Below are 21290 nucleotides of genomic sequence, written 5' to 3' on the forward strand. Positions count from 1 at the left end.
TTATGACTAAAATTAGAAAAATGGCACTACTAAAATGAATTCCACTTCAATTCTACTGCCTTCTCAAAACGCATTTCAACATTACTCCAGTTTACGATTTTCCACCAATTCTCCACGTATGCTGCACGATTATTTTTATATTGAAGATAGTATGCGTGCTCCCAAACATCGAGTACAAGGATAGGAATTGTGTCCCACAGGGCTTGACCGCTATGCTTTTCAGATTGCACTATTTCCAGATGTCTTGATCTTGGTGACCAAACGAGCAAAACCCATCCGCTTCCTTCTACTTGGATTGCAGCTTCTGAAAAGTGTTTTTTAAAGGCTTCATAACTTCCAAAATAGCTTTTTATTTCTTTTTCTAGGCGCCGCTTTGGCCTTTCTTCACCCCGAGGGCCCATATTCTCCCAAAAAATTGTATGAAGATAATGACCTGACCCATGAAACGCTAACTCGCGCGACCAATGCTTCACAAGGGAAAAATCACTTTTCTCGCGGGCCTCTACCATCCTTAGCTCAGCTTTGTTTAATCCCTCCACATAGGAATAATGATGCTTATCATGATGGACCTTCATGATTTCCTCTGAGATGTATGGTTCTAGAGCATTATAAGGGTAAGGTAAATCAGGAAGAGTATGGGAACCTGGAGGTACAACAGATTCAGCAATCCATATAACTCCTAATTCCTGCTTTCTGTTAAAATACTCCTCCATTTCTTCATGAATGGTCTCCGCTTCTGATTGTAAATTTAATAGCTCTGTATCGGATAATGGAGTTGAAATGCTTTCCATCAAATCTGTAAAGTTATCAAGTTTCTCCCATAATGCAAAGTTTTTATCGACTTTATCTGAGCCAAGAAATTTTTTCATATCCTCATTCCATTCAAATAATTCTTTCACATATTTTCCAAATCGATCCATCATACCCCTCATTTCTTATTATTTAAAATTAAGGTTTAATTTATGGTATGGTTTCCTTTTTATAATATTCTTCCTAAAAAATAAAGAAAACTCGCTGATTGGCGAGTCCCTAAGGGCGATGACAGAAGCGTAGTAGCTCTTATGCGCTAGCAGAATTTATGGATATAAATTCTGCTTAGCCGAAAAAGGGCTATCCCATTCAGATTTTCAATTCTGAATGGGATAGCCCTTTAATGATTTTACTATGATTGGATAATTTTTGTTCGGTAATCTGTTTCATAATACTCAAGGTCTTCTCTTATTCTCTGAAATTCGCTCTCTAATCCTCTCACCATTTGTTGAAAGTCCTCTGGAACAGATTTATAGAATTTGATTGAGTTCTTTCCAGTATATGCTGAGCGGCTGTCCTCAAACCATGCATCGTTTTTTGGCGAGAAAAATTCCACAATACATTGATGATAAATTCTGTATAATGTTTTCTCGGCAGCAGCTTTTTGAAACGGATCACTTTGTAAAATAATCTTACAGGTCTCTAAACCTTCTTCGCTAAACACAAGTAACTTCCTCAAATTAGAAAGGATTTGTTTATAATAAACTAAATCACTTTCATTACCTTGATCAAATTGTGCAAGCGTTGTTTGATTTAAAAATTCTTCGATCGTTTTAATGGTAATGACTAAGAAAGATTCAACATCCTTTAATTGTGTTTTCACCAATGTATTTCCCACTTCTCAACCTCCAAATTTCATATCATTTTAATTAACTTGACTGCACAATAAATTCAAGTGGAGAAGGGAGCTCATAACTTTTCTTTTGTCTAAGAGCCCGAAAAATTTCTGGCAGTTTATTAAAGTTAATTTCTTTAAAATAGGCAGCAAATTCTTGTTTAGAGTTAATATATATCCGTTTACGCTGTCTCAAGCCTGGATTTTTCAGAAGGCAAACAAGCGCGACAATATCCTTAAAATTAACACTATTTTCCCCTACACCGAAAATTGGGTCTTGATGATAAGGAGTGAATTCTTGGAAAACTTCATCAAAATATCTCACATACAAAACATGTAAAGTTTTTTCCATTCCATCTTCTTGAAAGGTGATTTCACTACTATTAAAAAAGTCCTCCGGTGTATTCGATTTTTCCTTTTCTAATTCATGACCCTTGCAGGAAATAATTTGCAAAATTCCTCTCTCCTTCAATTAAAAGTTTCTTCATAAAGAAAACTCTCCGATTGGCGAGCCCCTAAGGGCGATGTCAGAGGGGTAGTTGCCCTTATGCGCTAGCAGAATTTATGGATATAAATTCTGCATAGGTGAAAAAATATATCCTTAGTTTATCATAAACAAGGAAGTTATGAATTAATCGTTTCTTGAAATTTTTCGAAAAATAAGTCAGCTTCTTCTTGAACAAATTCCTCATCTACTTTTTCTGGAAGAGATGGCAACTCATCAATACTCCTTAATCCAAAATAATCAAGAAATTCTTTCGTGGTTCCGTATAAATATGCCCTTCCTGTTCCTTCTACTCTTCCAACCTCTTTTATAAGGGCCTTTGACGTAAGTGTGTGAATTGGGCGTTCTGTTTTTACTCCCCGGATTTCTTCAATTTCTACTCTTGTGATTGGCTGTCTATAAGCAATAATCGCTAGAGTTTCTAACGCTGCTTGCGATAAAGTGGACGTACTTGGTGCATCGACAAGTTTTATTAAAAAAGAGGCATTTTCTTTCTTTGTAGCGAGTTGAAATGTTCCTGCCAACTGTACAATGGTTACTCCTCTTTTTTCATCGTGATCATATTCTTTTTTTAAATTGGCTAGAATGTCCAAAATCCTACCCTCATCAACATCTAACACTTCAACAAGTTGTTTTATGGATAATCCTTCATCCCCTGCCGCAAATAAAAGACTTTCTAATATACTGTTCCAATTAGTAATTTCCAACCATTTCTGCCCCTTCCCCCATAGCTTCAACAAAGATTTCACCAAAATTTTGATGCTGCTCTACATCAATCTCTTTTCTTTTTATTAGTTCTAAAATAGCAAGAAAAGTAACGACTATATGTTCCTTTGTAGAAAAGGGAAATAGATCATTGAAATTTTTTCTTCCGTTGAATCCACGTAAATCAGCCAATATCTCCATCATTCTTTTTTCAATCGATATTTCTTGCCTTGCTATCTTTGTTGTCAAAGGACGCTGTAATTTCTTTCTTCGCAACAATTTTTGAAAAGCAGCCAACATATCGTATAAGGATACGTTTAATTCCTCCTTTTCAGGAAGTTTGTCTTTTGCAAATTCCGTCAAATCGCTTGGAGGCTTCGTATATATCAAACTACGACCTTCCTCCATTTGCTTTAAATCATGGGCAGCTTCTTTGTATTTGCGGTATTCAATGAGCCGTTCCACAAGCTCATCTCTTGGGTCTTCCTCAAATGGGAGATCAACTTCAAGAGTCTCCTCTTCTTTTTTTGGTAAAAGCATTTTGCTTTTGATTGCAAGTAAGGTAGCAGCCATTACCAAAAATTCACTTGCCAAATCAAGTTTTAGTTCCGTCATTGTTTTTATATATATTAAGTATTGTTCGGTTATTTGTGATACTGGGATATCATAAATGTCTATTTCTAATCGATTGATCAAATGAAGGAGAAGATCAAGCGGCCCCTCAAATGCATCAATCTTTACATTGTAATGCATTGTACGTCACCAAAATTCCTATTTCTTTTATTCTATATCAATTAATAGTATAGAGGATTCACCTTAGTTATCCAATAGAAAAATCCACCCTTCCCCCTTTTCCAAATAAAACAGGGTAAAAGCCTATAACATATTCTAAAACTTAACATATGATGGGAGGGAAAAGTAATTAAATTATTTTAGGAGGTTTTAATATGTCTGATGGCGTAGTTGGATGCGGATTTGGTGGAGGATTTGCATTAATCGTAGTGCTATTCATCTTGCTAATAATCGTTGGTGCTTCTTGGGTTTATTAATATAACATTAGCTAATGTTTGCAGATGCCCGTCTTTTTGACGGGTTTTTTGCTTATATGAAAAGAAAGCCTCCTAATGTGATAAACTTATACATACTTGATTTATTGAGGTGGGATGGATTTGTACCCAAAAGAATTCATTCAATACTTAGTTCACTTTCATGGAGATCGTGACTATTTTGAATGCCATGAAATACTTGAAGAATACTGGAAACAAACTGATTTTGGAAATAAAGATTCAATCTGGGTGGGATTTATTCAGCTTGCTGTTTCGAATTATCATCACCGCCGTGGTAACTTTGAAGGTGCTAAAAAAACAATGAAAAAGGCATTATCCATTTTTCTATCTAAAGAACCTTTCATTATCAAGCTTGGATTAGATAGCCAGTCCTTTTTGGTAATGCTTTATGAGCGCTTAGCTATTATTGAACAAAACAAAGCTTATAAAAGTATTAATTTACCCATTAATGATCATTCATTACTCAATCAATGTAAATTCATTTGCGAACAAAGTAAATACATTTGGGGCAACAATAGTGATCTAACAAAATTACACATATTGCACCGGCATAAACTTCGCGATCGGGCAAGCGTTATCCAAGAGCGTAATTCTGCAAAACAAATAAAGAAAACTCGCCGATTGGCGAGCCCCTGAGGGCGATGATTTGGCGTAGTTGCCCTGATGCGCTAGCAGAATTGATGGATATAAATTCTGATTAGCTAAAAAATGCGGTGTAGATAGACAATTTTCAAGAGTCCATACAAATTCTAAATATAGGAAAAGGCAACGAATAAGTTATTCGTCGCCTTTTTTGTTTTCTACATAACAATGCACACATTTTTCAATAAAGGGTGCAGTATTTTCATTTGCAATTATCTTTTTATCTGGATACATCTCGCGTAAGGCACTGAACATACTTTTACCAATTCCTTGAGATCGATGTGAGGGATTAACAGAAATGTGTTGAATCTCTAAATCACATTTGCTGTTCAAAATCCCAATTAGACCTATAATATCGTCTTCATCTTTCCACAAAAAAAGTTGCCAATCCTCTTCCGTTTCATATTGCTTCATGGTTTGCTGAAGTTTTTTCAGATCTTTTTCATTTGGCATAAAGGACAATAAACCCATTGCAATTTTTTCAAACGTTTTCTTATATCGAATTAACATATAGATCCCTCATTATATTAAATAAAACAATGTTATTTACAGACACACAATCATTTTCCACATAATAATTGACCATTTCATTATATGTGTTTATAAGCTTTATGTTCATACTACCAATCATACATAATTGCTCAACTAACATCAATCATAATCTATGATGGAACTAAAACACTAAAGTCCCAAAGATTAATCCCAAATGATCGATCAAAAAATGCTAACTAAAATGTATTCCCTTTTTACATCAAACAGATCACGAGCAAGCACTATGATGATTGTTTTCTAATATTCTTCATTCTATACTAAATAATAAAATTTATCCAATTCTCTTGCAAGTAATGTCCTCTTCCATTACAGTTTCAAATAGAATGTCCTATTCAAATGAACTATTTTTTGAAGGAGCTAAACTGATGAAAAAAATACTTATATTAACTATGCTTGCATTTTTGATTCTTCTCCCTATCCAAGGTTTTGCAGATATGGCAGAAGGAGACATAATTATTACGCTCGGAGAAAATTTGACAGACACACAAAAGAATATGCTGCTATCCGAGATGAATGCACCGAAGGATACTCAAATTATTACTGTTTCTAATCAAGAAGAGCATCAATATCTTGGAAAATATGTGGCAAATTCTTTAATTGGAACAAAAGCAATATCATCATCAGCAACGACGATCGAACCAAATGGCTCGGGAATTTCAGTTAAAACGAAAAATATCACATGGGTTACAAATGAAATGTATGTAAATGCGTTAATCACTGCTGGTGTTAAAGATGCGAAAATCTATATTACTGCACCTATTCCCGTTTCTGGAACGGCCGCTTTAACAGGGATTATCAAGGCATATGAAATTTCAGCAGATAAAACGATTCCTGAAGCTGTCAAACAGGCTGCGAACCAAGAGATGGTTGAAACCGCAAAGCTTGGAGATTCGATTGGAAATAAAAATGCTGCAGCATTAATTGCAAAAGTAAAAGAAGAAATTGCAAAAAACAAACCAAAAAATGATGAAGAAATGAGAAAAATAATAGAAAATGCAGCCAGTGAATTATCAGTCAAACTGAATGAAAATGAAATGCAAACATTAATTGACTTTTTTAATAAATTAAAGAATTTAAATATCAATTGGAACCAAGTAAGTGACCAACTACACAAAGCAAAGGATCAAATATCCAATTTTATTCAATCAGAAGAAGGCCAAGGCTTTCTAGAAAAAGTAAAACAATTTTTCATTCGCTTAATAGATGCCATAAAATCCCTTTTCTCATAAATATCTAACTATCGTTTCAAATAAAATAAGTTACCGCAGTATGCGGTAACTTATTTTATTTGAGTGACAAATCTAGCCTTACTAAATCCTCATACGATTCCCGTTTAACAACAATCCTGTCTTGCCCATTCTCAACAAACACTACAGGTGGTCGTGGAATACGATTATAGTTATTTGCCATTGAATAACCGTAAGCTCCTGTGCAAAAAACTGCCAAAATATCTTCTTGGCCCTGCGCTGGTAAAGGAAGATCCCAAATTAACATATCTCCTGATTCACAGCATTTACCTGCAATTGAAACGGTCTCAGTTGGTTTCTCTAAAGGTTTGTTTGCAAGTACGGCTTCATATTTTGCTTGATATAATGCAGGTCTGATGTTATCACTCATTCCCCCATCAACAGCTAAATATTTTCTTACATTTGGAACTTCCTTCTGTGATCCAACACGATAGAGAGTAATTCCTGCATCACCAACAAGTGAACGCCCAGGCTCAATCCAAATTTCCGGCAAATTCATTTCATATATTTGAATCCATTTTTTAACTTCCTTAATAATTTCGTCCACATACTGGGATGGTCGGATTGGTTCATCTTCTTTCGTATAACGGATACCAAAGCCGCCTCCTAAATTTAACACTTTTGCTTCAAAGGAAATCTCATTTTTCCACCTGTTCATTTTTTCAAATATTTTTTGTGTTGCTAACAGAAAACCTGTTGTTTCAAAGATTTGAGAGCCAATGTGACAATGAAGACCAAGCACTTCTAAGCATTCTGATCGAAGTGCTTCCTTTAGTGCACTTTCTGCCTGCCCGTTTTGTAAATCAAATCCAAATTTAGAATCTTCCTGGCCCGTCAAAATATAATCATGTGTATGGGCCTCTATACCAGGTGTTACCCTCAACAAGATTTTTATTGTTGTATTTTTTTCTAGACATAACGTTTTTAGTAGATCCAATTCATAAAAATTATCAACTACAATACAACCAATCCCATGGTCCAGTGCCATAATCAATTCATCACGGCTTTTATTATTACCATGAAAATGAATTCTTTCAGTGGGAAATCCAGCCGTAATGGCGGTATATAATTCTCCACCTGAAACAACATCGAGTGATAATCCTTCCTCCTCGGCAAGTTGGATCATCGCAATCGTTGAAAAAGCCTTACTGGCATAAGCAACTTGCGCTTTCATTCCTTGATCCAGAAAAGTCTGTCTAAATCCTCTCGCCCTCTCTCTAATCAAGGCGACATCATAAACATATAATGGTGTTCCATATTTATCTGCCAACTCAATGGCATCAACTCCACCAATTTCTAAATTCCCCTGTTTATTTACACCGGTTGTTCCGTAAAAATACATTGCACTTCCCTCTCTTTGTTTACAGAATCATTTATCTATAAAGTAAAGTATAAGAAATAGACAGAATCCACAAAAGATACTGCCTATTCTTGATACTTTATCCCTTTATTTAATTAAAAACACTTTAGCATACCATCAGAAATTCTGCAAACAGAACTTTACGTTTGTGAATTTGGCGGTTGACGGTAGCGATTTCTTGGGTGAACAATACTCGGTCTAAGTACTGATCCTGGAACCGCTCTACGCAATATAATCTGCAAAAATCCTTTTGGATCAAAGGGCAAAAACGGCCAAAAATAAGGGGTATTTAGTGAACGTGTGTTTACAATAAAAATAAAAAATAACGTTGCGCCAATGACAAAACCTGGTGTATGAAAGAGTGAAACAAGCAGTAGTAAACTTAACCTGCCAATCTTATTTGCAATGCTTAATTCATAACTTGGAGTTGTAAAAGTTCCAATACCTGATACAGCAACATACAGAATAACCTCAGGAACGAACAAGCCTACACTTATCGCAATTTGACCAATCAATACTGCTGCAATTAAACCCATCGCGGTAGAAAGGGGTGTTGGTGTATGGATAGCAGCAAGCCTTAAAAACTCAATTCCAAAATCAGCTAAAAATATTTGAATGATAATAGGAATATTTGTTGTTTCATTCGGCCCGATAAACGAAAGCTTCTCTGGCAATAATGAAGGTTCCAAAACAACCAATAGCCATAATGGAAGTAAGAAAATAGATGTTAATACTCCAAGAAAACGGGTCCAACGTAAAAATGTGCCCATTGCTGGTGATTCTCTAAATTCCTCAGCATGCTGTAAATGATGAAAATAAGTTGTTGGTGTAATAATTACACTTGGTGATGTATCTACATAAATTACGACATGACCCTCAAGGATATGGGCAGCAGCAACATCCGCACGTTCTGTATACCGTACAAGTGGAAAAGGGTTCCATCCCTGTTTTAAGATAAACTCTTCAATGGTCTTGTCAGCCATCGGAATTCCGTCAGTTTCAATGCCGTTAATTTCTTTACGAAGAATATTTAATAAATCAGGATCAGCGATATCTTCAATATACCCTAATGCTACATCCGTTTTTGAACGTTCGCCAACTTTTAGCATTTCAAAACGAAGCTTCTCATCACGAATTCTTCTTCTTGTTAAGGCTGTATTAATAATAATATTTTCAACGAAACCATCACGAGAGCCCCTTACTACTTTTTCTGTATCCGGTTCTTGCGGCTGACGTCCTGGATAGCTTCTGACATCGACAATCAGTGCATTTCTTGCACCTTCAATGACAACTGCTACTAATCCTGAAAGAACTTTATCAACTAATTCATCCAACGTTTCGATTGGTTGAACAGATTGGTTAACAAGTCTGTTTTCTACAAGTTTATATAAATCAGTGGATAATTTTTCATGATCATTTATCTCAACTAATTCTTCAATTAGTTCAATACAAAATCGAGTATCACATAATCCACTAACCGAATAAATGTGTACATCCTTTTTTAAAACCTTTAACTTTCGAATATTTAAATCAAAGCTAATTCCTAATCCAACCCTTTGTTTCCAATAATTTTCAATTTCATCTACTGATTCCGGGATTGGCCACTTTTGGTCTGTTTTTCTTGACACGTAAAACCGCTCCTTTCCAGAATAAGTTCTACCGCTTTTTTTGTAATGGGTGAACCCTTTTCAAAATGATCATGCCTTGCCATTTTACCGATATCACCGACCCCAACAATAATCGGTACATCAAGTTCATCAAGGCAGTATACGGTATCCCCATTCAATCTTCCTATTTCAAGCTCAGGTATTCCGTTCTTATCAACCCCATATGGCGTTAATTCACCATTCTGATCAATACATACATTTACCCTCGTCCATTCAGCTTGCCTTGTCTTAGATGCAACAGCAATAATTCCCAGTACCTCAATATCCTGATGCAAGGCCACATATTTAAGTGCTATTTCACCTGCACCTTCACCGACCAATCCACTATCATCAAACATTACTAATACAGGATCATATGGAGTTTTTTTGATTAAATGGACAAGCTCAGGTCCTGTTAATGCAGACGGATTTCCATGGGACATTGAGATACATCTTCCTCCAATTTCCTTTGAGACATGTTCCACTGCCCGTCTTGCATAGTCATCCCCATCGGTAATTAAGATAACCCGCCTTCGGTTGCTCATACTCTGATGTCCTTTCATGGCGTAATCTTAGTTAGAAAAGTGCAAACTCCCTGGGGCCGAAGCGACCAAGGAATAACGGCCTTTGGTTATTCCCTCGTGGGGCTGGGCTGCTTGTGCTAGACAAGTTTTATAAGTTCAAACAACTTAATTATTTTTATTGATGAATAAAATAAACCCACTGAAAGATTGATCCAAAGATTTTTCCAAATACAATTGCCATTAAAAATGCAATTAATTTTCCTTCCATTCCAATTCTTTTTGTGAGAATCGGTAGAACATTTAGTACTTCGGTTAAAGCGGCGGCAAGCATACCGACAAAAATACCATCATTTATTCCCAGTGGTATTAAAAAGTAAGCCGATATACCAAGAACAGGATCTCTAAGACTTGCTAATATACCCGTGACTGCCCCAATAACGACTGCCCATTCATACCAATGAATCATTTTCATTGTTTTTGAAAGTTGTGTTAACCTAGGAATAATACCAAGGACGGACAAAAATGCTACAAAGCCAGAGCCAACTGCTAATCCACTAGAGAGACCAATAAAGATAACTTCAATAACCTTAATGATCGTCAAGCTGCTTCATACTCTCTTCATTTTCATGGATAACAACATAATTATCCAAGTCCATCTGATAATTAAACATTTCTACCTCTAATGGGCTAGGCTCCTCATTAATTCGTTTCCGGAATATATGATTGAAAAACAAAATCATCCCTAGACCTAATCCAATGGAATAGGGAATTTGAAAGAGTAATGGCTTCGGCTCCTTTAGACCAGTAATGATCGTATATAGCTTTTCTTGTACAGTTTTCATGCTGACGTCATCATGAAAGTTCATAATAGCCATTGCCGACCCAAAAAATAGTAATAACCATATTAAAAGAAAAAAAGGGATGGAAACTCTTTTTTTCTTATAAATGACTTCAATAATGGTTTGTTGCGGGCCAATTGTTTGTATCTCTACAGCTCTTACAGCCTCAATAATTTTGCTAATAACTTTCATCAAATCAATGACCACAATATTCTTGTCCTTTTCTGAAATCTCATAGATCACAAGCTTTCTTATAATTGGTAACACTTCTTCAGGGGCAATAATTTGGGCCAGATCTTCTACTCGCACTTTTTCTGAAAGCCTTGCTTGAACACGATGTCGCATGCGAATGTAAATGGTTTTTTCCAAAACACTCACTTCCCAAACATTGATTTCCTCATTTACGTTAGTATGAGTAATTATGGAACATTTCATTATAAAAAATTCGAATTACAAAACACCCATATCCTAAATCATAACCATCCATTGAAAGATAATAGTTTGAAAAAGGGTCTTCATCTTGGCTATTTAAGGACCAAAATTGGTTGAACAACTAGAAAAAAGGCCTTCACCTAGGCTATGAAGGACAAAATTCGATTAAGCTACTAAAAAAGTCCTTCATCTAGGCTATGAAGGACAAAATTCGGTTGAGTAACTAGAAAAAGGTCCTTCATCTAGGCTATGAAGGACAAAATTCGGTTGAGCAACTAGAAAAAGGTCCTTCATCTAGGCTATGAAGGACCAAATTCGGTTGAGCAACTAGAAAAAGGTCCTTCATCTAGGCTATGAAGGACAAAATTCGATTGAGCAACCAGAAAAAGGTCCTTCATTTAGGCTATGAAGGACCAATTCTTATATTAAAATTTCCCTGTGAAAAGAATGGCGAAAAGATGCGAATGAACAAGTGATTCGACGCGTTATTTCCTGTTTTACACGCCAATTAAAACCCGTTATTCAGAGATCCATACGGCCTTTCATTTGCTGTAATATTTTTTTCTCAAGTCTAGAAACCTGAACTTGGGATATTCCAAGTCGGAGTGCAACTTCAGATTGGGTTTGATCTTTATAGTAGCGCAAATAGACAATAAGGCGTTCCCGTTCATCTAATTCAAGAATTGCTTCTTTTAAAGCCAGCTTATCGAACCATTTACCATCATTGCCATCATCAATCTGATCTAATAATGTAATGGGGTCCCCATCATTTTCATATACAGTTTCATGGATGGAAGAAGGTGTCCTGCTTGCTTCTTGAGCAAGGATAATATCCTCCGGCGAAAGGTCCAGGTGAGCAGATAATTCATTTACCGATGGAGTTCTTCCAAGCACTTTTGAAAGCTCATCCTTTCCCCTTCTAATACGGTTTCCCATTTCTTTTAGTGAACGACTAACCTTCACCGTTCCATCATCCCGAATAAATCGCTGTATTTCGCCAATTATCATTGGAACTGCATATGTGGAAAACTTCACATCATACGTCAAATCAAATTTATCAACCGATTTTAATAATCCAATACAACCAATTTGAAAAAGGTCATCAGGATCATACCCTCTATTAAGAAAACGTTGGACAACAGACCAGACAAGACGCATATTTTTTTCTACAATTAAATCTCTGGATGCTTGATCTCCTTGGTGACTTTTTTTAATCAGTTCCTTTACTTCGTGATCCTTTAAAAAAGTTTGACTTTTATTATTCTTGACCTCCACATCCATTGGCGAGTCTCCTTAATTGCATAGCATTTTGCTCTTTGATAAATGCTTCCGTAATCTGATTTCGGTTCCGCTGCCAGGTTGTGAATGAACCTCTACCTCATCCATGAAGTTTTCCATAATTGTAAATCCCATACCGGATCGTTCTAAGTCCGGCTTCGTTGTAAATAATGGCTGACGAGCTTCTTCCACATCTTCAATTCCAATACCAACATCTTTTATTGTCATATCAACACAATGATCCTCAATTGCTGCAGTAATATAAACAATTCCATTTGGATTATTATCATAGCCATGGATAATAGCATTGGTAACGGCCTCTGATACCACCGTTTTTATTTCGGTTAGTTCATCCATTGTCGGATCAAGTTGAGCAATAAAAGCTGCAACGGTAACGCGGGCAAATGATTCATTTTGACTTAAAGCACTAAATTGAAGATTCATTACATTCTTCATCGTTAAGCAACCCCCAATCTTTCCAATGCAAATTCTTCTGTCGGTTCTAAGCGCATAATTTTAAATAAACCCGACATATCGAATAATCTATGGATTGCAGGGGATATTGCACATACAACCACTTCACCATGTACTTGTTTGATCTGTTTATATCTTCCCAATATAACTCCTAGTCCAGAGCTATCCATGAAAGACAGTTGTTCCAGATTCAAGATAATATGACGAATATTTTTCTTTTCAATGGCACTCGAAGCTTGTTCACGAAGTTCCTCCGCTGTATGGTGGTCTAGTTCTCCGTTTAATCGAATGCATAAAACATCATGTTTTATTTCCATATCAATAATAAGACTCACTATCCCGGGCCTCCTTAATCTGGTATAGTGAGTCAATTCGATGCCAATTCTTTAATATCCTTCTAGAAGACAAAACTAGTTGTTCTTCGCTAAAAAAAGCGGTCAAGAATCAAATTTCGACATTTCATTCGTTTCGGTTATTCTCCTGCTTTTGTAAACATTCCGAATGCGCGTTTGTATAAAGTCCACCATCCTGCTTCCGCAACATCTTTACTTGCAACGAGAGGGCTCTCTATAATCACTTTTCCATCCTTTATAAGCTTTATAGTTCCTACTTGATCGCCTTTATGGATAGGTGCATTTAAATGCTTTTGAAGAATAATTTTCTGTTTAACATTTTCCGTTTTTTCCCCCTTTTTTGTTAGTAATGATAGGGGTTCACTTGTTACGGCCTCCACATTTTTCGCTTTTCCTTTGCTGACGTGGGCCAATCCAACTAAATGATTTCTTTTAAATAGTGGGCGGGTTTGATATTGACTAAAGGCGTAATCAAGCATCTTAGTAACTTGAGCATTTCTTACCTTAGATGTTGGTGCTCCAAAAACGACTGCAATGACACGCATCCCATTCCTTTGGGCAGTTGCTGTTAAACAATATTTTGCTTCCGAAGTAAACCCTGTTTTTAAACCATCCACACCTGGATAAAAACGAACTAATTTATTCGTATTTACCAACCAGAATTTATTATCCGTATTCTCACGCAAGTAAGCTTCGTACATGCCTGTGAATTTGGTGATTTCCTGGTATTTCAAGAGTTCCTTAGCCATTATGGCCATATCGTATGCTGTGCTATAATGATCGTTCACAGGAAGTCCTGTTGTATTTTGAAATTTAGTATGTGTAAGACCTAATTTCTTTGCTTTATCATTCATCATCTGAACAAATGCATCTTCGGAACCAGCAATACGTTCTGCCATTGCAACAGAAGCATCATTTCCTGATCCAATTGCAATTCCTCTAAGCATTTCCTTTGTTGTCATCTCTTCGCCTGGTTCAAGAAAAATTTGTGAACCACCCATGGATGCAGCATACTCACTTGTTCGGATCTTTTCATTCCAAGTAAGCTTGCCTTTGTCAATCGATTCCATAATCAATAACATCGTCATGATTTTCGTCATACTTGCAGGCGGAAGCTTTTCATTACTATTCTTTTCATATAAAATTTTCCCTGTATCACGCTCGATCAAAATGGCTGATCTTACATCGTTGACGAGCTCAGTGCTCTTTTTTTCCTCCGCAAAAGCAGATGGTATCCATAATGATGAAAGCAAAAAAGATAACATTATTAATGAGACAATTCGTTTCATTTGCATAACCCTCCTATTCTTTATATTCACCATTTTTTCCAATCCAAGCACATTTATACAGTATTTCCCTGTTTTTTTGCAAAAAAAAAGTCCAGGATAATCATCCCAGACCTTCTTTACTTTTAATTCGTTATTTCTTCATGAATTAGAATAGGTGCTTCGACTTTTGTAGTTGAAATTTTAATATTAGCATACAATTTTTCTTTTACATCACTAATATTTTCAAAGTTACTATAAATAGTCGCTAATGATTCTCCATTCTGTACTTTATCCCCGATTTTCTTCCTTAAGACTAGACCTACCGCCAAATCAATTACAGACTCTTTAGTCGCTCTACCGGCACCTAATAGCATAGCAGCAGTCCCAACTTCATCTGCTACAATTTCAGAAACATAGCCATTTTCTTTTGATTCCAACTCAAAGACAAATTGAGCTTGCGGGAGCTTTGATGGATTATCAACAATCGAAGCATCTCCACCTTGGGAACTCAAAAATACTTTCAATTTTTCTAGTGCGGCTCCACTTTTTATAGATTTTTCAAGTAGTTCACGAGCTTCTTGAAGCGAATTTGCTTTCTCCGCTAGAAATACCATATGGCTGCCAAGTGTTAAACAAAGTTCTGTCAAATCCTTTGGTCCATTACCCTTCAAGGTATCAATTGCCTCTTTCACCTCTAGTGCATTCCCAATCGCAAATCCGAGTGGCTGACTCATATCAGAGATGACAGCAAGTGTTCTTCTTCCAACATTGTTACCGATACGAACCATTGCTTCAGCCAATTCTCTTGAATCATTAAGCGTTTTCATAAATGCCCCAGCCCCGGTCTTGACATCGAGAACGATAGCATCAGCACCTGCTGCAATTTTTTTACTCATTATTGAACTTGCTATAAGCGGAATACTATCAACAGTTGCTGTTACATCCCTAAGTGCATAAAGTTTTTTATCAGCAGGAGTTAAATTTCCACTTTGGCCAATAATTGCAATTTTATTTAGATTGACTAGTTTAATAAACTCATCATTTTTAATTTCGACGTGGAAGCCTTTTACCGATTCTAATTTATCAATCGTTCCTCCAGTATGCCCAAGCCCACGACCTGACATTTTAGCCACGGGTACACCAACTGATGCCACAAGAGGTCCAAGGACAAGTGTAGTGGTATCCCCAACGCCTCCCGTCGAATGCTTATCCACTTTTATCCCCTCAATCTGGGACAAATCAATTTGATCACCAGATTCAACCATCGCCATCGTGAGGTCAGCTCGCTCTTGTTCGGTCATCCCTTGGAAAAAAATGGCCATTGTTAAAGCACTTATTTGATAATCGGGAATGGAACCTTCTGTATAACCATTAATAAAAAATAAAATTTCTTCTTTTGTTAATTCGTATCCATCTCTCTTTTTCTCGATTACATCTACCATTCTCATCATTTATCACCACTTTTATCAGAAATGTTTTTAACCAATTCTTTCACATATAATAAAAAATTCGCCTTTACTCTTTCAGTTGTCTCGATTACTTCATCATGTGTTAGTGGCTGATCGAGGATACCCGCAGCCATATTTGAAATACAGGAAATACCGAGTACTTTAATGCCACTATGACGGGCAACAATTACCTCAGGCACAGTGGACATCCCGACAGCATCTCCTCCGAGAACTCGAAACATTCTTATTTCTGCTGGTGTTTCATAGATTGGCCCTGTATTACCAACATACACTCCTTCTTTTATATCAATGCTACAGCGGGAAGCTATTTCTTTTGCGATTATCCGAAGTTCCTTTGAATAGGCTTCGGACATATCTGGGAAGCGTACACCAAGCCGAGCATCATTGGGCCCAATTAACGGATTTGAGCCCATATTATTGATATGATCCGTTATAATCATTAAGTCTCCTGGTGAAAAAAATTCATTTACTCCACCCGCAGCATTTGTAACGATGAGCATCTCCACCCCAAGCTCTTTCATAACACGGACCGGAAAAGTTACTTTATCAAAACTGTAACCTTCATAAAAATGAAAACGCCCTTGCATGGCAACAACTTCGACATCATTAAGGAGACCAAACACAAGTTGCCCTGCATGCCCTTCAACAGTTGAAACTGGAAAATCAGGGATTTCATTGTATGGAATCTTTACAGAGGAGACAATTTCATCCGCTAAAACCCCAAGCCCTGACCCTAAAATTAAACCTATCTTCGGCGTTTTATTATATTTATCTTTTAAAAACTGTGCTGCATGTTTTATTTTTTCAAAATCCATCGTCATCCACCTTTTTTAACAGAATTTATACTTTTTACTTTGAATTGAATAGCGCAAGCAGCCTAGCCCTTCTAGGTACAAGCTTTTAATCTATCAGGGCTATTAGGGAGCCTCCCCTTTATTTATCTAATCAGAAACTATATCCAAAAATCTGCCAGCGTATTAGGGCAACTACGCCTAATCATCGCCCTTAGAGACTTATCAATCGGCGAGTTTTCTTTAGCTAATCAGAATTTATATCCATAAATTCTGCTAGCGCATAAGGGCAACTACCCCTAATCATCGCCCTTTGGGGCTTGCCAATCGGCGAGTTTTCTTTATTTCAATTCTTGTAGAAAACTCTTCCCATAATTAGGCATTTTAACATTGAAATTTTCAGCTATTGTAGCACCAAGATCAGCAAATGTATCTCTTATTGGAAGTTGCTTTCCTTCCTTCATTTGTACCCCATATACAACTAATGGTACATATTCACGTGTATGATCGGTTCCAGGATGAACAGGGTCATTTCCATGGTCCGCAGTAATGATTAACAAATCATCGTCTTTCATTTTGGCAAATACTTCAGGGAGGCGGGCGTCAAAATCTTCAAGTGCTTTCCCGTAGCCAAGAGGATCACGGCGATGCCCATATAATGCATCAAAATCAACTAGATTTACAAAACTAATTCCAGTAAAGTCCATATCGAATGTATCGATAAGTTTATCCATTCCATCCATATTGGAAACTGTTCTAAGGGATTTTGTCACCCCTTCACCATCATAGATATCAGAAATTTTCCCTATTGCCAATACATCAAACCCTGAATCCTTTAATTCGTTCATTACAGTTCGATCAAATGGTTTTAATGCATAATCATGGCGGTTTGGAGTTCGCTTAAAGTTTTTTGGCTCTCCTATAAATGGCCGAGCAATAACACGCCCCACCATATATTTTTCATCAAGAGTCAATTCACGAGCAATTTTACATATTTTATAAAGCTCTTCAATTGGAACAATCTCTTCATGAACTGCAATTTGAAGGACAGAGTCAGCAGAAGTATAAACAATTAATGCCCCTGTTTTCATATGTTCCTCTCCGAGTTCATCGAGAATCTCAGTTCCGCTAGCAGGTTTATTGCCAATAATTTTTCTGCCAGATTGCCTCTCTAAGTCTGCAACTAGCTCCTCAGGAAAGCCATCAGGGAATACACGGAACGGAGTCTGGATATTCAACCCCATAATCTCCCAGTGACCAGTCATTGTATCTTTCCCGTTCGATGCCTCCATCATTTTTGAATAAGACGCAAGCGGCCTATCCGCTTTTTCAATTCCCTTTATTTCATTGATATTGCCTAAGCCTAATTTAGCCATGTTCGGCATTTTAAGACCACCCATTCTTTCAGCAATATGCCCAATGGTATCTGATCCTTTATCACCAAATTTCTCGGCATCTGGTGCCTCTCCAATACCAACTGAATCCATAACAATTAAAAAAATTCGTTTATATATGTTTGAAGCCATTTTCTTATCCTCCCTTTTAATGGTAACGTTTGCAATTAAAAAATATCCATATTATGTTGCCCTTATTGAATCTAAAATATCTTAGACGTTAGTTCATTCGTCAGAAGTCTGACATCTTTATTTTACTAAAAGTTTTTGAAATTACAAGAAAAAGCCACCGATAATTTTGGTGGCTTTTCGACATTTTTTTGAAATCTTAACAATATGAATCTTTAAAAATACTAAGCTCGCGGATGAAATTTACTATAAACATCCTTCAATCTTGTTTTTGTTACATGCGTATATATTTGAGTTGTAGAAATATCCGCATGTCCTAGCATTTCCTGAACTGCACGAAGATCAGCGCCATTTTCCAATAAATGTGTAGCAAATGAGTGACGAAGAGTATGCGGAGTTAAATCCTTAGCAATTCCCGCCTCGCCGGCTAGTTTTTTAAGGATTTTCCAGAACCCTTGCCTTGTTAAACGTTTTCCATGGTTGTTAAGAAATAATGCATCATCTATATTTTTTTTCGATACAAACTGTGGCCTGCCGTTATCCAAATATTGTTGCAATGCACTTGTTGCTGTTTTTCCAACTGGAATAATTCTTTCTTTATTTCCCTTTCCAATACAGCGGACAAATCCCATTGTTAAATGAATATCCCCTAAATTAAGACCAGTTAGCTCACTTACACGAATACCTGTAGCATAAAGGAGTTCAAGCATTGCCTTATCCCTTTTACCAAAATGATCATGCTGTTTCGGTGAATCTAACAAAAATTCAACTTCCTGTAAATTTAGTACCTTTGGAAGAGATTTTTCCAATTTTGGTGATTCAATATGAACAGAAGGATCATGGTCTGTTACTTTATCTCTAATTAAAAATTGATGAAATGCCCTTACTGATGCAATATGTCTTGCCAATGTCTTTGATGATTTTTGTTGTTCTTTTAGAAAGCCTAAAAAATGAACTATATGAGCCCGTTGCACATCATTTAATTGTGAAATTGTCTCGACATTTTTCAAATAAGTCATATAGCTGTTTAAATCACGTTCATACGATTCAATTGTGTTGTTAGCCAGACCTTTTTCGACAATCATAAAATGAATAAAGTCCTTTAAATGATCTTCCATACGCTCCATTACTCCCCATTTAAATAAAACATTATCAATCGTTGAAACGATGAAGAACTTTCTTCATGAACCGAATCAGATACTTTCATTGCAGCACCTTTAGGTTCATCATAACGATGATAATTTTGATATTCCTCATTTACCCACATAATACCATAATAAAAAAGAATCGTGCACCCTGTAAATAAGATAAAAACCTTTAAGGTATGTAAGGTAACCTTAAAAAAAGAAAGCATATCTTTTCCCCCAAGCCAATATTAGTCTAGTAAAAGGTATGCCAAATTGGACAAGAATTATACCTATCGGGAAAAGAAAAGCGAATGGCCTTGGTCAGGCGCTGGGGCTAGACAAAGAAAAAAGCCTTTTCTTCAATTATATAAAAGGCTTTTGTTATTTTTATTCACTTTGCTCTTCTGATTGTTTCTTTTCTTGACATCTATAACAAATACCATGAAAAGTCAACCGATGATCCTTTATTTTAAAGTTCCATTTTTGTTCTACTTTGCTTTCAACATCTTCAAGTAGGTCTTCTTGAATCTCATCAACTGCTCCGCATTCTATACAAACGAGGTGGTGGTGAAAATGTGTTGCACCTTCTTGACGGAGGTCATAACGGGAAACCCCATCCCCAAAGTTAATTTTATCAACAATCTTTAATTCTGTTAATAATTCTAATGTTCGATAAACGGTTGCTAATCCTATTTCAGGCGCTGTTTCTTTCACAAGGAGGTACACATCTTCCGCACTTAAATGATCTTCCTCATTTTCCAATAAAACACGAACTGTAGCTTCGCGTTGAGGTGTAAGTTTATAGCTCGATGAATGCAATTGTTTTTTTATTCTCTCAATTCTAGTCTCCATCTGAAGTCCCTCCCTCGCCATTTTTATTCCCATTATAGCAGATGGGAGAAGAGATTCAAAATAAAATTATTATAAATAAGAAACAATCTATTCTAACAAATAATTATAATAATTATAATTTAGATATATTCATGACTGTCCTCATTAGGCCTGGTGAAAGGTATGTTTCAATCACTGATGCTATTGATATAAAAATAATTGCAACAACGAAAGTGAGAATATATCTTCTGAAAACTGGCATAATCGGCTGGCTGTATTTTTTCATAAACTGTTTTCTTATCATTATAAAGGAAAAAGATACAGACAAGGCTGCCATGATAATAAAAACAGGAATAATAATTATGTTTTGCGGCAATATCGAAACAGAAGCAAGGATAAACCCCTTCCAACTCAATTGGCTAACCAAAAATCCAACTGTAAAGCCGACTACCATTCCTTTTATAAATAGAAGGATCAAAATAACTGGCAGACCAATAATTGAAATACCAAGAACCCATATGAGCCCGATAAATTTACTGTTATGAAGAAAGCTTTGTATGAATAAATCATTCGTTGGTGCCACTTTTCCATTAGAAACTTCTCCAAAAAATTGCGATAAATAGTAGAATAGATCTTGTTTTTGTGTAAAACTCATGCTATTTACGACAATTGCCCCAAAAATTACACCCATGAGAAATAAAACAATGATAAATAAAAAAGTTGAGGAATGATCACGGAAATAATTGGCGACAACGTTCTGGTAAATTCGTTTCTTCATTTATCATTTCCTCCTAAAAATCAATTATTAAATTTTATGCCTGTCCATTTTTTCTATGACAAAAAAGTAAGAAAAACCTGGAAAGGCCTGGAGGACACTGAAAAAGTGCCTTTAAGGGAGAAAAAGAAGCTTAAAAGAGGAGACCCAATGGTATTAACTCAAGGTTCTAAATATTGTAAAGTTACAAGCATTTTTTTAAAGTCTCTTTTGGCATAAATGGTTTTTTAGACATAA

Annotated in this window: 25 protein-coding genes; 3 read left to right on the forward strand and 22 right to left on the reverse strand. The window is 36.2% G+C overall.

The genetic code is table 11. The annotated features are described in order from the left end of the window. Positions 1–29: 29 nt before the first annotated feature. From RCG20_RS04475 to RCG20_RS04495, 5 genes are all read right to left on the reverse strand, one after another. On the reverse strand, positions 30–920 hold the full coding sequence (locus RCG20_RS04475; RefSeq protein ID WP_308183041.1) for a superoxide dismutase: 891 nt from the start codon (positions 918–920) through the stop codon (positions 30–32). Positions 921–1162: 242 nt separating this feature from the next. After that, a complete protein-coding gene (locus RCG20_RS04480) occupies positions 1163–1648 on the reverse strand; it encodes a YpuI family protein (protein WP_308183042.1) in 486 nt (161 codons plus the stop codon). Positions 1649–1679: 31 nt separating this feature from the next. After that, entirely contained in the window at positions 1680–2099 is a 420-nt protein-coding gene (locus RCG20_RS04485) for a hypothetical protein (protein ID WP_308183043.1), read from the reverse strand. 170 nt (positions 2100–2269) lie between these two features. Further along, on the reverse strand, positions 2270–2857 hold the full coding sequence (scpB, locus tag RCG20_RS04490; protein ID WP_308183044.1) for an SMC-Scp complex subunit ScpB: 588 nt from the start codon (positions 2855–2857) through the stop codon (positions 2270–2272). Beyond that, the gene (locus RCG20_RS04495; RefSeq protein WP_308183045.1) at positions 2844–3608 is read right to left on the reverse strand and encodes a segregation/condensation protein A; all 765 of its coding nucleotides are present in this window, start codon (positions 3606–3608) and stop codon (positions 2844–2846) included. Before RCG20_RS04495 ends, scpB begins: the two co-directional genes overlap by 14 nt. Before the next feature lie 194 nt (positions 3609–3802). Here RCG20_RS04495 and RCG20_RS04500 point away from each other — a divergent pair, with 194 nt between their 5' ends. After that, on the forward strand, positions 3803–3904 hold the full coding sequence (locus RCG20_RS04500; protein ID WP_308183046.1) for a YjcZ family sporulation protein: 102 nt from the start codon (positions 3803–3805) through the stop codon (positions 3902–3904). Between the two features lie 114 nt (positions 3905–4018). Then, positions 4019–4558: a DUF309 domain-containing protein gene (locus RCG20_RS04505; RefSeq protein ID WP_308183047.1), complete on the forward strand. Its 540-nt coding sequence runs from the start codon at positions 4019–4021 to the stop codon at positions 4556–4558. A 141-nt stretch (positions 4559–4699) separates the two neighbouring features. On the opposite strand, the gene RCG20_RS04510 is transcribed toward RCG20_RS04505, so the two are convergent. Further along, complete coding sequence (locus tag RCG20_RS04510; protein WP_308183048.1) at positions 4700–5074, reverse strand: GNAT family N-acetyltransferase; 375 nt, start codon at positions 5072–5074, stop codon at positions 4700–4702. A 407-nt stretch (positions 5075–5481) separates the two neighbouring features. Between RCG20_RS04510 and RCG20_RS04515 the strand changes: the two genes are divergently transcribed. Beyond that, on the forward strand, positions 5482–6345 hold the full coding sequence (locus RCG20_RS04515) for a DUF1002 domain-containing protein (RefSeq protein ID WP_308183049.1): 864 nt from the start codon (positions 5482–5484) through the stop codon (positions 6343–6345). A gap of 55 nt (positions 6346–6400) precedes the next feature. Here RCG20_RS04515 and lysA read toward each other — a convergent pair whose 3' ends face one another. The 16 genes from lysA to spoIIM form a co-directional block, all read right to left on the reverse strand. Continuing rightward, positions 6401–7705: a diaminopimelate decarboxylase gene (gene lysA / locus RCG20_RS04520; protein WP_308183050.1), complete on the reverse strand. Its 1305-nt coding sequence runs from the start codon at positions 7703–7705 to the stop codon at positions 6401–6403. Positions 7706–7863: 158 nt separating this feature from the next. Beyond that, on the reverse strand, positions 7864–9351 hold the full coding sequence (locus tag RCG20_RS04525; RefSeq protein ID WP_308183051.1) for a spore germination protein: 1488 nt from the start codon (positions 9349–9351) through the stop codon (positions 7864–7866). Then, positions 9306–9914: a stage V sporulation protein SpoVABEA gene (locus RCG20_RS04530; protein WP_308183052.1), complete on the reverse strand. Its 609-nt coding sequence runs from the start codon at positions 9912–9914 to the stop codon at positions 9306–9308. The genes RCG20_RS04525 and RCG20_RS04530 overlap by 46 nt, the downstream gene beginning before the upstream one ends. Before the next feature lie 154 nt (positions 9915–10068). Beyond that, entirely contained in the window at positions 10069–10494 is a 426-nt protein-coding gene (locus RCG20_RS04535; protein ID WP_308183053.1) for a stage V sporulation protein AB, read from the reverse strand. After that, positions 10481–11101: a stage V sporulation protein AA gene (locus RCG20_RS04540; protein ID WP_308183054.1), complete on the reverse strand. Its 621-nt coding sequence runs from the start codon at positions 11099–11101 to the stop codon at positions 10481–10483. The genes RCG20_RS04535 and RCG20_RS04540 overlap by 14 nt, the downstream gene beginning before the upstream one ends. Before the next feature lie 585 nt (positions 11102–11686). Continuing rightward, positions 11687–12445 carry an RNA polymerase sporulation sigma factor SigF gene (sigF, locus tag RCG20_RS04545; RefSeq protein ID WP_308183055.1) on the reverse strand — a complete coding sequence of 253 codons (759 nt, stop codon included), beginning with the start codon at positions 12443–12445 and terminating at the stop codon, positions 11687–11689. Positions 12446–12457: 12 nt separating this feature from the next. After that, positions 12458–12898, reverse strand: coding sequence for an anti-sigma F factor (gene spoIIAB, locus RCG20_RS04550; RefSeq protein ID WP_308183056.1), 441 nt, complete (start codon positions 12896–12898; stop codon positions 12458–12460). 2 nt (positions 12899–12900) lie between these two features. Further along, a complete protein-coding gene (spoIIAA, locus tag RCG20_RS04555; RefSeq protein ID WP_308183057.1) occupies positions 12901–13251 on the reverse strand; it encodes an anti-sigma F factor antagonist in 351 nt (116 codons plus the stop codon). A 137-nt stretch (positions 13252–13388) separates the two neighbouring features. Then, the gene (locus RCG20_RS04560) at positions 13389–14558 is read right to left on the reverse strand and encodes a D-alanyl-D-alanine carboxypeptidase family protein (RefSeq protein ID WP_308183058.1); all 1170 of its coding nucleotides are present in this window, start codon (positions 14556–14558) and stop codon (positions 13389–13391) included. Between the two features lie 122 nt (positions 14559–14680). Continuing rightward, entirely contained in the window at positions 14681–15985 is a 1305-nt protein-coding gene (locus RCG20_RS04565; RefSeq protein WP_308184288.1) for a pyrimidine-nucleoside phosphorylase, read from the reverse strand. Continuing rightward, positions 15985–16821: a purine-nucleoside phosphorylase gene (locus RCG20_RS04570; protein ID WP_308183059.1), complete on the reverse strand. Its 837-nt coding sequence runs from the start codon at positions 16819–16821 to the stop codon at positions 15985–15987. Before RCG20_RS04570 ends, RCG20_RS04565 begins: the two co-directional genes overlap by 1 nt. 317 nt (positions 16822–17138) lie before the next feature. Beyond that, positions 17139–18323 carry a phosphopentomutase gene (gene deoB / locus RCG20_RS04575; protein WP_308183060.1) on the reverse strand — a complete coding sequence of 395 codons (1185 nt, stop codon included), beginning with the start codon at positions 18321–18323 and terminating at the stop codon, positions 17139–17141. A gap of 221 nt (positions 18324–18544) precedes the next feature. Continuing rightward, positions 18545–19438: a site-specific tyrosine recombinase XerD gene (gene xerD / locus RCG20_RS04580; RefSeq protein ID WP_308183061.1), complete on the reverse strand. Its 894-nt coding sequence runs from the start codon at positions 19436–19438 to the stop codon at positions 18545–18547. Positions 19439–19446: 8 nt separating this feature from the next. After that, positions 19447–19674, reverse strand: coding sequence for a YqzK family protein (locus tag RCG20_RS04585; protein ID WP_308183062.1), 228 nt, complete (start codon positions 19672–19674; stop codon positions 19447–19449). A 160-nt stretch (positions 19675–19834) separates the two neighbouring features. Beyond that, entirely contained in the window at positions 19835–20299 is a 465-nt protein-coding gene (locus RCG20_RS04590; protein ID WP_308183063.1) for a ferric iron uptake transcriptional regulator, read from the reverse strand. A 112-nt stretch (positions 20300–20411) separates the two neighbouring features. After that, complete coding sequence (gene spoIIM / locus RCG20_RS04595; RefSeq protein ID WP_308183064.1) at positions 20412–21056, reverse strand: stage II sporulation protein M; 645 nt, start codon at positions 21054–21056, stop codon at positions 20412–20414. Between the last annotated feature and the right edge of the window lie 234 nt (positions 21057–21290).

The sequence above is a fragment of the Neobacillus sp. PS3-40 genome (assembly GCF_030915485.1).
Taxonomy (GTDB): Bacteria; Bacillota; Bacilli; order Bacillales; family Cytobacillaceae; genus JAUZPL01.

Excerpts from the sequence above, each read along its gene's own strand:
- RCG20_RS04475 (WP_308183041.1), bottom strand. The coding sequence starts at position 920 with ATGGATCGATTTGGAAAATATGTGAAAGAATTATTTGAATGGAATGAG.
- RCG20_RS04495 (WP_308183045.1), bottom strand. The coding sequence starts at position 3,608 with ATGCATTACAATGTAAAGATTGATGCATTTGAGGGGCCGCTTGATCTT.
- RCG20_RS04500 (WP_308183046.1), top strand. The coding sequence starts at position 3,803 with ATGTCTGATGGCGTAGTTGGATGCGGATTTGGTGGAGGATTTGCATTA.
- RCG20_RS04505 (WP_308183047.1), top strand. The coding sequence starts at position 4,019 with ATGGATTTGTACCCAAAAGAATTCATTCAATACTTAGTTCACTTTCAT.
- RCG20_RS04510 (WP_308183048.1), bottom strand. The coding sequence starts at position 5,074 with ATGTTAATTCGATATAAGAAAACGTTTGAAAAAATTGCAATGGGTTTA.
- RCG20_RS04515 (WP_308183049.1), top strand. The coding sequence starts at position 5,482 with ATGAAAAAAATACTTATATTAACTATGCTTGCATTTTTGATTCTTCTC.
- lysA (WP_308183050.1), bottom strand. The coding sequence starts at position 7,705 with ATGTATTTTTACGGAACAACCGGTGTAAATAAACAGGGGAATTTAGAA.
- RCG20_RS04530 (WP_308183052.1), bottom strand. The coding sequence starts at position 9,914 with ATGAGCAACCGAAGGCGGGTTATCTTAATTACCGATGGGGATGACTAT.
- sigF (WP_308183055.1), bottom strand. The coding sequence starts at position 12,445 with ATGGATGTGGAGGTCAAGAATAATAAAAGTCAAACTTTTTTAAAGGAT.
- spoIIAB (WP_308183056.1), bottom strand. The coding sequence starts at position 12,898 with ATGAAGAATGTAATGAATCTTCAATTTAGTGCTTTAAGTCAAAATGAA.
- RCG20_RS04560 (WP_308183058.1), bottom strand. The coding sequence starts at position 14,558 with ATGAAACGAATTGTCTCATTAATAATGTTATCTTTTTTGCTTTCATCA.
- RCG20_RS04565 (WP_308184288.1), bottom strand. The coding sequence starts at position 15,985 with ATGAGAATGGTAGATGTAATCGAGAAAAAGAGAGATGGATACGAATTA.
- RCG20_RS04570 (WP_308183059.1), bottom strand. The coding sequence starts at position 16,821 with ATGGATTTTGAAAAAATAAAACATGCAGCACAGTTTTTAAAAGATAAA.
- deoB (WP_308183060.1), bottom strand. The coding sequence starts at position 18,323 with ATGGCTTCAAACATATATAAACGAATTTTTTTAATTGTTATGGATTCA.
- xerD (WP_308183061.1), bottom strand. The coding sequence starts at position 19,438 with ATGGAAGATCATTTAAAGGACTTTATTCATTTTATGATTGTCGAAAAA.
- RCG20_RS04585 (WP_308183062.1), bottom strand. The coding sequence starts at position 19,674 with ATGCTTTCTTTTTTTAAGGTTACCTTACATACCTTAAAGGTTTTTATC.
- RCG20_RS04590 (WP_308183063.1), bottom strand. The coding sequence starts at position 20,299 with ATGGAGACTAGAATTGAGAGAATAAAAAAACAATTGCATTCATCGAGC.
- spoIIM (WP_308183064.1), bottom strand. The coding sequence starts at position 21,056 with ATGAAGAAACGAATTTACCAGAACGTTGTCGCCAATTATTTCCGTGAT.